The sequence below is a fragment of the Sandarakinorhabdus sp. genome, from assembly GCF_031422795.1.
Lineage (GTDB): Bacteria > Pseudomonadota > Alphaproteobacteria > Sphingomonadales > Sphingomonadaceae > Sandarakinorhabdus.
In genome coordinates this window covers 1-8,614 of sequence record NZ_JANPML010000272.1, presented here as the reverse complement: position 1 = coordinate 8,614, position 8,614 = coordinate 1, and the positions used below count along the sequence as shown (strand labels likewise).

Here is an 8,614-nt window from a genome sequence, read left to right as displayed (position 1 = left end):
CTATCTTCTGGTGTTTGGCGGCACCATCATCAAGCGCCGCGAACCGCATATCTATGTCGCCAACTGGTTCTATCTGGCCTTCATCATCACCGTGGCGATGCTGCACATCGTCAACAATCTGTCGCTGCCGGTCAGCTGGGCTGGCTCCAAGAGCTATTCGGCCTTTGCCGGGGTGCAGGATGCGCTGACCCAGTGGTGGTATGGGCACAACGCGGTGGGCTTTTTCCTCACTGCCGGCTTCCTGGCCATGATGTACTATTTTGTGCCCAAGCAGGCGGAACGGCCGGTTTACAGCTATCGCCTCTCGATCATCCACTTCTGGTCGCTGATCTTCCTGTATATCTGGGCCGGCCCGCACCATCTGCATTATACCGCGCTGCCCGATTGGGCGCAGAGCCTGGGCATGGTGTTCAGTGTGATGCTGTGGATGCCGTCGTGGGGCGGCATGATCAACGGCCTGATGACCCTGGATGGCGCGTGGGAAAAGATCCGCACCGATCCGATCATCCGCATGATGGTGCTGGCGCTGGCCTTCTACGGCATGAGCACGTTTGAAGGCCCGATGATGTCGATCAAATCGGTCAACAGCCTGTCGCACTACACCGATTGGACCATCGGCCACGTGCATTCGGGTGCGCTCGGCTGGAACGGCATGATCACTTTTGCCTGCATATATTATCTGGCGCCGCGCCTGTGGAAGCGCCAGCGGCTGTACAGCCTGCGCCTGATCAATGCCCACTTCTGGCTCGCGACTGCCGGCATCGTTTTCTACACCGCGTCGATGTGGGTGGCCGGCCTGACCCAGGGCCTGATGTGGCGCGAATATGGTGCCGACGGTTATCTGGTGAACAGCTTTGCCGAAACCATCGCCGCCGTCCATCCGATGTTCATCCTGCGGGCATTCGGAGGCCTGCTCTATCTGTCGGGTGCGCTGGTGTTCGCCTGGAACATTGCGATGACCATCGCCGGTCGCCTGCGCCAGGAAGCGCCGATGACCGAAACCCCCTACAACGCCGCCGCCGACCGGCCGCTGCCGGCCCCTGCCCGCAACGGCAGCTTGGGCGGCCTGCAACCGGCTGAATGAGGGAGCATTACCATGGCTTCAAACCCTGAAACTGAACCCAAACCGGGCTTCTCTCACCGCACGCTGGAACGCAATGTCACCTTGCTGGGCTTGCTGTCCCTTGTTGCCGTCGCCATCGGTGGCATCGTGGAAATCGCCCCGCTGTTCTGGGTCGACTCCACCATCGAGAAGGTGGAGGGCGTGCGCCCTTACACGCCGCTCGAACTGGTCGGGCGCAACATCTACATGCGCGAAGGCTGCTACCTGTGCCACAGCCAGATGATACGCCCGTTCAAGGACGAGGTGGAACGTTATGGCCACTACAGCCTGGCCGCAGAGAGCATGTATGATCACCCATTCCAATGGGGATCGAAACGCACCGGGCCTGATCTGGCCCGCGTGGGTGGCCGCTATTCCGATGAATGGCATGTTGGCCACCTGAAGAACCCGCGCGAAGCCGTGCCGGAATCGATTATGCCGCCCTATGCCTTCCTGGCCGAAAAGCCGTTGAACGCCGGCGACATGGGCAAGCATCTGGCCGCGCTGCGGTCTGTGGGCGTGCCCTACACCGACAAGGACATCGAAAAGGCGAACGCCGATCTTGTCGCCCAGGCCACGCCTGATGCCGATGTGGAAGATTTGCAGGCGCGTTATCCCAAATCGCAAGGCCGCGATTATGACGGCAACCCTATGCAAGTGACCGAAATGGACGCGCTGGTGGCCTATCTGCAGATGCTGGGCACGTTGGTCGATTTCAAGGCGGGCGAAGCGCAGGAGCAACGCAAATGAGCCGCTATGAATTGCTGCGCCAGTTTGCCGATAGCTGGGCGCTGCTGGCCATGTGCGTGATGTTCCTGGGGCTCGTTGGCTGGACGTTCCGGCCCGGCGCCCGCCGTCACCATGATGAAGCGGCTCAATTGATCTTCCGGAGTGACAGTGATGACTGATCACAAGCAACGCGTTGACGAAGCCACCGGCACCCATCTGGTGGGCCATGAATGGGATGGCATCGAGGAACTGGATACGCCGCTGCCGCGCTGGTGGGTCTATATCTTTGCCGCCACCGTGGTGTTTGCCGCCGGCTATGTGGTGGCTTATCCGTCCTTTCCGGATGTTGGCGGCTCCACCGGCTGGTCCAGCCGCGGCGAGCTGGATGAGGCGCTGCAGGCCCAGACCGCGGCCCGCGCACCGGTGGTATCCGCCATCGCCGTCACGCCGATCGATCAGCTCGCCGGCAATCCGCAGCTGATGCGCAGCGCCATCGAAGGTGGCCGCGCTGCCTTCAAGGTGAATTGCGTGCAGTGCCATGGCTCGGGCGCCGCCGGATCGAAGGGCTATCCCAATCTCAATGACGATGATTGGCTGTGGGGCGGCGATATCGCGTCCATCCAATACACGCTGCAGCACGGCATCCGCAGCCCCGGCTCCGAGGAAGCGCGTTTCAGCCAGATGCCGGCCTTTGCCGACATCTTGTCCAAAGGCCAGATCAGCCAGTTGGTCAGCCACGTGCAAGCCCTCGCCGGCCAGGGCAAGCCCAATGCCACGGGCGCAGCACTGTTTGCCGAAAATTGCGCCAGTTGCCACGGCGATGCCGGCAAGGGCATGCGCGAACAGGGCGCACCCAACCTCACCGACGGCATCTGGCTCTATGGCGGTGATCGCGCCAGCCTCACGCAGACCATCGCCAAGGCGCGTTACGGCGTGATGCCGCATTGGAATGACCGGCTCGATGAAGCCACGATCAAGATGCTGTCGGCCTATGTCCATTCGCTGGGCGGCGGTGAAGCCAATCCGGCGCCCCAGCCCGATGCAATCACGGCCGGCGCCGAAAGTGACGAGGCACCAAAGAGCTGAAATGGCGGCGTTCGACCTTATCAACCCGACCAGCGGGCTCTATCGCAAACGTGAGCCGGTGTTTCCGCGTGTCGTGAAAGGCCGGTTCCGCCAGCTGAAATGGGCGGTGATGATCTTTTGCCTGGCGGTGTACTACATCACGCCGTGGCTGCGCTGGGATCGCGGGGCCTATGCCCCCGATCAGGCGGTGCTGGTCGATCTGGCCAACCGCCGCTTCTTCATGTTTGATATCGAGATCTGGCCGCAGGAATTCTACTATGTCGCCGGCCTGCTGATCATGGCCGGCATCGGCCTGTTCCTCGTCACCTCCGCTGTTGGCCGCGCCTGGTGCGGCTATGCCTGCCCGCAGACGGTGTGGACCGATCTGTTCCAGCATGTCGAACGCTGGATCGATGGCGACCGCAATGCCCAGCTGAAGCTGAACAACGCGCCGTGGACAGCCGCAAAACTGGGCCGCCGGCTGACCAAGTGGAGCATCTGGCTGGCCATCGCGGCCGCGACCGGCGGGGCGTGGATCTTCTATTTTGCCGATGCGCCGACGCTGGCCAGCCAGTTCCTCACCGGCGATGCACCGTTTGTGGCCTATGCCACGGTCGCGGTGCTCAGCTTCACCACCTTCACGCTGGGCGGCTTCATGCGCGAACAGGTGTGCATCTACATGTGCCCGTGGCCGCGCATCCAGACGGCAATGCTCGACGAAAAATCGCTGATCGTCACCTATCGCGACTGGCGCGGTGAACCGCGCACGCAAGGAGTGAAAAAAGCAGCGGCGGCGGGCGAGAAAGCGGGGGACTGCATCGATTGCAACGCCTGTGTCTCCGTCTGCCCCACCGGTGTGGACATCCGCCAGGGCCCGCAACTGGGCTGCATCAACTGCGCGCTGTGCATCGATGCCTGCGACGAGGTGATGGGCAAATTGAATCGCCCGCGCGGCCTGATCGACTATTTGAACCTCGACGATGAAAAGCATGAGCGTGCCGGCGGTGCGTCCCGCCCGATCCTGAAAACCCTGCTGCGCCCGCGCACGCTGATCTACTTCGCCATCTGGGCCAGCATTGGCCTGGCCATGCTGTTCACCCTGGGTGAACGCGCCCGCCTGACCATCGACAGCGCCCAGGATCGCAATCCGGTGGTCGTCACCCTGTCGGATGGGCAGGTGCGCAACGGCTGGACGGTCAAGTTCCGCAACATGGAAAACCGCCCGTGCCGCGTGGAACTGACCATGACCGGCCTTGCTGATGGCCGGATGTGGACCGATGCCATGGATCGCCGTGATGCGGCGCGCAGCGTGCAGATCGACCTCGCAGCCGACGCCACCACCCGGCTGCACCTCTATGTCGCCGCCCCTGCCGGGCCGGTCGGCGAAACGCCGTTCGCCCTGGTCGCCCGTCCGCTCGATGCCGACCCGGGCCGCAACGATGGCCGCGACGCTGCCCGTGACGTGAAGTTCATCCGGCAATGAGGAACATTCCCATGACCAGCAGCGCCGCCACCAAGCCCGCCTTCACCGGCCGCATGTTTCTGGCCATCATGGTCGCCTTCTTTGCGGTGGTTGTCGGCGTCAACATCACCATGGCCCGGCTGGCCAGCAGCAGTTTCAGCGGCACCGTTGTGGACAACAGCTATGTCGCCAGCCAGAAATACAATGGTTGGCTGGCGCAGGCGCGGGCGCAGCAGCAGCTGGGCTGGGCCACCCCGGTCAGCCTGAATGGCGCGCGCCGCGTGGTGATCGCCGTGCCCAGTCAGAATCCGGGCGCGGCCTTTGCGGCAACTGGTACCGCCCATCACCCGCTAGGCCGTGCCGCCGATGTGCCCCTGGCGTTTGCAGCCGATAATCAGGGTCGGCTTGTTTCCACCACGCCGCTGCCGGCGGGGCGCTGGCACGTGCAGCTGGAAATCCGCAGTGGGCGTGATGTGAAACGCCTGCGCGAAGTGCTGGCATGAACCGGCCGCTGCCCCTGCCCGCCCCAGCGCTTGCCAACGCAACCGCGCTGGCCATCTCGCGCTTTGCCGTGCCCGGCATGCGCTGCGCCGGCTGCATTTCCAAGCTGGAAAATGGCCTTGCTGCCGTGCCCGGCATCGCAGCGGCACGAGTGAATTTCACCGCCAAGCACGTGCAGATCAGCCACGATCCGGCGCTGGACGTGCCGACCCTGACCAAGGCGCTGGCCAGCCTCGGTTTCGAGGCCAACGCAATGGGCGATGCGCTCGCTGGCCCGGACGGCGAAGCCCGGCAACTGGTCAAGGCGCTGGCCGTCGCCGGCTTTGCGGCCATGAACATCATGCTGCTGTCGGTCTCGGTCTGGTCCGGCGCTGGCGGGTTGACGCGCGATCTGTTCCACTGGCTCTCGGCCCTGATCGCCCTGCCCACGGTCGCCTATGCCGGCCAGCCTTTCTTCCGTTCGGCAGGACAAGCGCTGAAGGCCGGCCACACCAACATGGATGTGCCGATCTCCATCGGCGTCACGCTGGCCACCGCCCTGTCGCTGTTTGAAACCATCACCCACGGCGCCCACGCCTATTTCGATAGCGCCGTGATGCTGCTGTTCTTCCTGCTCGCCGGTCGCTGGCTGGATGCAGTGATGCGTGATCGGGCGCGGGACGGGGTGAGCGCGCTGTTGAAGCATATGGCCGCCGGCGCGCTGGTTATAAGCGATGATGGCCAGAGCCAATGGCTGAAGGCCGGCGATATCCGGCCCGGCATGAAGATGCTGGTCGCCAGCGGCGAGCGCCTCGCTGCCGATGGCGTGATCCTGAATGGCCGCAGCCATTTCGATCAGTCGCTGATCACCGGTGAAGCCATGCCGGTCGCCATCGGCCCCGGCGGCGGCGTACTGGCGGGCACGCTCAACACCGGCGACGCGGTGGAAGTCGCCGTCACTGCCGCCGGCGCCGATACCAGCATCGCCGATATCGCCCGGCTGATGCAGGATGCCGCCCAAGGCCGCTCGCACTATGTCCGCATCGCCGATCGTGCCGCCCGGCTGTATGCGCCGGCTGTTCACACGCTGGCGCTGTGCAGCTTTGTCGGCTGGATGCTGGCCGGCGCCGGCTGGCACGAAGCGCTGCTGATTGCCGTCGCTTTGCTGATCATCACCTGCCCGTGCGCGCTTGGCCTTGCTGTGCCCGCCGCCCAGATCGTCACCACCGGCGCGCTGATGAAGGCCGGCGTGCTGGTCAAGGATGGCAGCGCGCTCGAGCGTCTCGCCGAAGCCGATTGCGCCGTGTTCGACAAGACCGGCACCCTCACCCTCGGTTCACCCGAGCCCATCGACATTGGCGTGCTGGATGCCACGCAGGCCGGCATCGCGCTGGCGCTGGCCCAATGCAGCCGTCACCCCTTGTCAGAAGCCCTGCGCGCCGCCCTCTCCGCCGCCGGCATCGTGCCGCAGCGGGTGACGCTGGTGAGCGAAACGCCCGGCGAGGGGTTGAGCGGCCAGTGGAATGGCCAGATTGTCCGCCTCGGCCGCCCAGCCAGCGCCGACGGGTACCTGATGGCCGCTGCCCTCACCATCGGCGATCGTCCCGAAACCCTCATCCGCTTTGCCGATCCGCTGCGCCCGGCTGCGTCTGTCACTATTTCTGAACTGGCCGCGCTCGGCCTGCCCGCCCGTATCCTTTCCGGCGATCGCCCTGGCCCGGTGGCCGCTGTGGCAGCGGCACTGGGCATCAGCGGTCAGGGCGGCCTGACGCCTGCCGACAAGCTTGCCGCGATCAAGGCGCTCAGCGCCGAAGGCCGCAAGGTGCTGATGGTCGGTGATGGCCTTAACGACGGCCCGGCGCTGGCCGCCGGCCATGTCTCGATGGCGCCGGGTTCGGCCGCCGATGCCAGCCAGAACGCGGCCGATGCGATTTTCCTGGGCAGCAGCCTGGCGCCGGTCGCCACCGCCATCCGCGCCGCGCGGGCGACGCAAGCCGTTGTCCGCCAGAATTTCGCGCTGGCCATCGGCTACAACATCATCGCCGTACCGCTCGCCATCGCCGGCCTCGTCACCCCGCTGGTGGCGGCGCTCGCCATGTCGGGCTCGTCGATCATCGTGGTCGCCAATGCGTTGCGGTTGAAAGGCTCGACACGATGAACGGCATATTGTTCCTCATCCCGGTGGCGCTTGGCCTTGGTCTGCTTGGCCTGTTCGCCTTTTTCTGGGCGGTGGGGCGCGGCCAGTTCGATGATCTCGATGGCGCGGCCCTGCGGATCTTCATGGATGATGAGCCCGCCGCAAAGGAGCCCCCTGATGCTGCGCCATGATCCGCTCGCTTATCTGCCGGCGCTACTGGCGATCACGCTGACCGCACTGGCGGTTCCAACGCGCGCCGAGACTCTGCTGATCAGCCTCTGCAGCGGCGGCAGCCTGCCCGACCAGCCGGTCCGCGATTGCGATCCGGCCTGCCATGTTGGCTGCAGTCGCGAGAAGAAAGCCTCAGGCCGGCTCTGATGGTGGGGGTGCCGCGCCGGCCAGATCCGCCATGCGCGCCGTAAAGGCGATCTTCAGCGCATCCGACAGCGAGCCAACGGCAAGTTTCGACATCAGGTTGGCGCGGTGGATTTCGACCGTGCGCGGGGAAATGCCCAGATCATAGGCGATCACCTTGTTGGACTGGCCTTCCACCAGCCCATTCAGCACGTCACGTTCGCGCGGAGTCAGCCCGTTCAGTTGAGCGCGGGCCTGATCGGCCAGCCGGTTCAATTCCGCGCGGCCATCATTGTGCCGCAGCGCCTGTTCCAGCGACGCGATCACGGCAGCCTTTTCGAACGGCTTTTCAAGGAAATCCACCGCCCCGGCCTTCATCGCCCGCACGGCCAGGCCCACATCGCCATGGCCGGTGATGATGATCACTGGCAGCACCACACCCTTGTCTTTCAAAGCTTGCTGAACGGCGAGACCATCCATCGCGCCCAGGCGCACATCGAGCAGCACGCAGCCCGGCGGCAGGTGCGGCGCCGCCTTCAGGAACGCCTCGCCCGATTCAAAGCCTTCCACCTCAAACCCGGAGGTCTTCAGCATGAACCCCACAGACCGGCGCACCGCCGCTTCGTCATCGACCAGATAGACGCGCTTTTCAGCCATCTTGCGGCTCCTCGGCCAGTTCCAGGGTGAAATGAAAGGCGGTGCCGCCAAAATCTGACGGCTCGGCCCAGATGCGGCCGCCATGCGCCTCGACAATCGTGCGGCAGATCGACAGGCCCAGGCCCATGCCCTTTTCCTTGGAGGTGTTGAACGGCTGGAACAGCACGGCGGCCACTTCCGGTGCCAGCCCGGGCCCGGAATCAGACACCACCACCTCCACCAATCCTTTGCCAGCCGGCCGGCTGCGGACTTCCAGTTTCTGCCGCGCCGATCGCTGCATGGCTTCCACCGCGTTGCGGATCAGGTTCAGCAGCACCTGCTGGATCTGGATGCGATCGCACAGCACCAGGTCAACCGACGGATGCAGCCTGATGTTGAAAGCCAGGCCGGTCTGGCCTGCCCCCGTCAACGCCAGCGCGGCGGCTTCGGTCACCAGCCGGCGCAGGCGTTCCACGCGTCGTTCGCTTTCGCCGCGACTGATGAATTCGCGCAGGCGGCGCACGATCTGGCCGGCGCGCAACGCCTGCGCGTTGGCCTCGACCAGCGCTTCGCGCACCATGTCGATATTGTCCGGCGTGGGCGTGCCTTCATCGCCCAGCAGCGCCAACGCGCCTTCGGCATAGCTGGC

At 64.8% G+C, this 8,614-nt stretch carries 11 protein-coding genes; 9 read left to right on the top strand and 2 right to left on the bottom strand.

From position 1 onward, the window contains the following. The 9 genes from RMO81_RS09825 to RMO81_RS09785 all read left to right on the top strand — a co-directional run. On the top strand, nt 1–1,084 hold a 1,084-nt coding region (locus RMO81_RS09825), incomplete at its 5' end, for a cbb3-type cytochrome c oxidase subunit I (RefSeq protein ID WP_310475672.1). Nucleotides 1,085–1,096: 12 nt separating this feature from the next. Further along, nucleotides 1,097–1,852, top strand: a complete 756-nt coding sequence (gene ccoO / locus RMO81_RS09820; protein WP_310475671.1) for a cytochrome-c oxidase, cbb3-type subunit II — start codon at nt 1,097–1,099, stop codon at nt 1,850–1,852. Beyond that, nucleotides 1,849–2,010 carry a cbb3-type cytochrome c oxidase subunit 3 gene (locus tag RMO81_RS09815; RefSeq protein ID WP_310475670.1) on the top strand — a complete coding sequence of 54 codons (162 nt, stop codon included), beginning with the start codon at nt 1,849–1,851 and terminating at the stop codon, nt 2,008–2,010. The genes ccoO and RMO81_RS09815 overlap by 4 nt, the downstream gene beginning before the upstream one ends. After that, nucleotides 2,003–2,917, top strand: a complete 915-nt coding sequence (gene ccoP / locus RMO81_RS09810; RefSeq protein WP_310475669.1) for a cytochrome-c oxidase, cbb3-type subunit III — start codon at nt 2,003–2,005, stop codon at nt 2,915–2,917. The genes RMO81_RS09815 and ccoP overlap by 8 nt, the downstream gene beginning before the upstream one ends. A 1-nt stretch (nt 2,918) precedes the next feature. Beyond that, complete coding sequence (gene ccoG / locus RMO81_RS09805; RefSeq protein WP_310475668.1) at nt 2,919–4,379, top strand: cytochrome c oxidase accessory protein CcoG; 1,461 nt, start codon at nt 2,919–2,921, stop codon at nt 4,377–4,379. An 11-nt stretch (nt 4,380–4,390) separates the two neighbouring features. Beyond that, complete coding sequence (locus RMO81_RS09800) at nt 4,391–4,861, top strand: FixH family protein (protein ID WP_310475667.1); 471 nt, start codon at nt 4,391–4,393, stop codon at nt 4,859–4,861. Further along, nucleotides 4,858–6,996, top strand: coding sequence for a heavy metal translocating P-type ATPase (locus RMO81_RS09795; RefSeq protein ID WP_310475666.1), 2,139 nt, complete (start codon nt 4,858–4,860; stop codon nt 6,994–6,996). Before RMO81_RS09800 ends, RMO81_RS09795 begins: the two co-directional genes overlap by 4 nt. Continuing rightward, nucleotides 6,993–7,166 carry a cbb3-type cytochrome oxidase assembly protein CcoS gene (gene ccoS, locus RMO81_RS09790; RefSeq protein ID WP_310475665.1) on the top strand — a complete coding sequence of 58 codons (174 nt, stop codon included), beginning with the start codon at nt 6,993–6,995 and terminating at the stop codon, nt 7,164–7,166. Before RMO81_RS09795 ends, ccoS begins: the two co-directional genes overlap by 4 nt. Further along, a complete protein-coding gene (locus RMO81_RS09785) occupies nt 7,153–7,353 on the top strand; it encodes a hypothetical protein (RefSeq protein ID WP_310475664.1) in 201 nt (66 codons plus the stop codon). The genes ccoS and RMO81_RS09785 overlap by 14 nt, the downstream gene beginning before the upstream one ends. Here the strand turns inward: RMO81_RS09785 and RMO81_RS09780 are convergent. Next, nucleotides 7,339–7,986, bottom strand: a complete 648-nt coding sequence (locus tag RMO81_RS09780) for a response regulator (RefSeq protein WP_310475663.1) — start codon at nt 7,984–7,986, stop codon at nt 7,339–7,341. The genes RMO81_RS09785 and RMO81_RS09780 overlap by 15 nt on opposite strands. Further along, a partial coding sequence (locus RMO81_RS09775) for an ATP-binding protein (RefSeq protein WP_310475662.1) occupies nt 7,979–8,614 on the bottom strand: 636 nt, incomplete at its 5' end. The genes RMO81_RS09780 and RMO81_RS09775, both read right to left, overlap by 8 nt.

Bases quoted from the DNA above. Each gene is read 5' to 3' on its own strand.
- ccoG (WP_310475668.1), top strand. From the start codon at position 2,919: ATGGCGGCGTTCGACCTTATCAACCCGACCAGCGGGCTCTATCGCAAA.
- RMO81_RS09815 (WP_310475670.1), top strand. From the start codon at position 1,849: ATGAGCCGCTATGAATTGCTGCGCCAGTTTGCCGATAGCTGGGCGCTG.
- RMO81_RS09785 (WP_310475664.1), top strand. From the start codon at position 7,153: ATGCTGCGCCATGATCCGCTCGCTTATCTGCCGGCGCTACTGGCGATC.
- RMO81_RS09795 (WP_310475666.1), top strand. From the start codon at position 4,858: ATGAACCGGCCGCTGCCCCTGCCCGCCCCAGCGCTTGCCAACGCAACC.
- ccoO (WP_310475671.1), top strand. From the start codon at position 1,097: ATGGCTTCAAACCCTGAAACTGAACCCAAACCGGGCTTCTCTCACCGC.
- ccoP (WP_310475669.1), top strand. From the start codon at position 2,003: ATGACTGATCACAAGCAACGCGTTGACGAAGCCACCGGCACCCATCTG.
- RMO81_RS09780 (WP_310475663.1), bottom strand. From the start codon at position 7,986: ATGGCTGAAAAGCGCGTCTATCTGGTCGATGACGAAGCGGCGGTGCGC.
- ccoS (WP_310475665.1), top strand. From the start codon at position 6,993: ATGAACGGCATATTGTTCCTCATCCCGGTGGCGCTTGGCCTTGGTCTG.
- RMO81_RS09800 (WP_310475667.1), top strand. From the start codon at position 4,391: ATGACCAGCAGCGCCGCCACCAAGCCCGCCTTCACCGGCCGCATGTTT.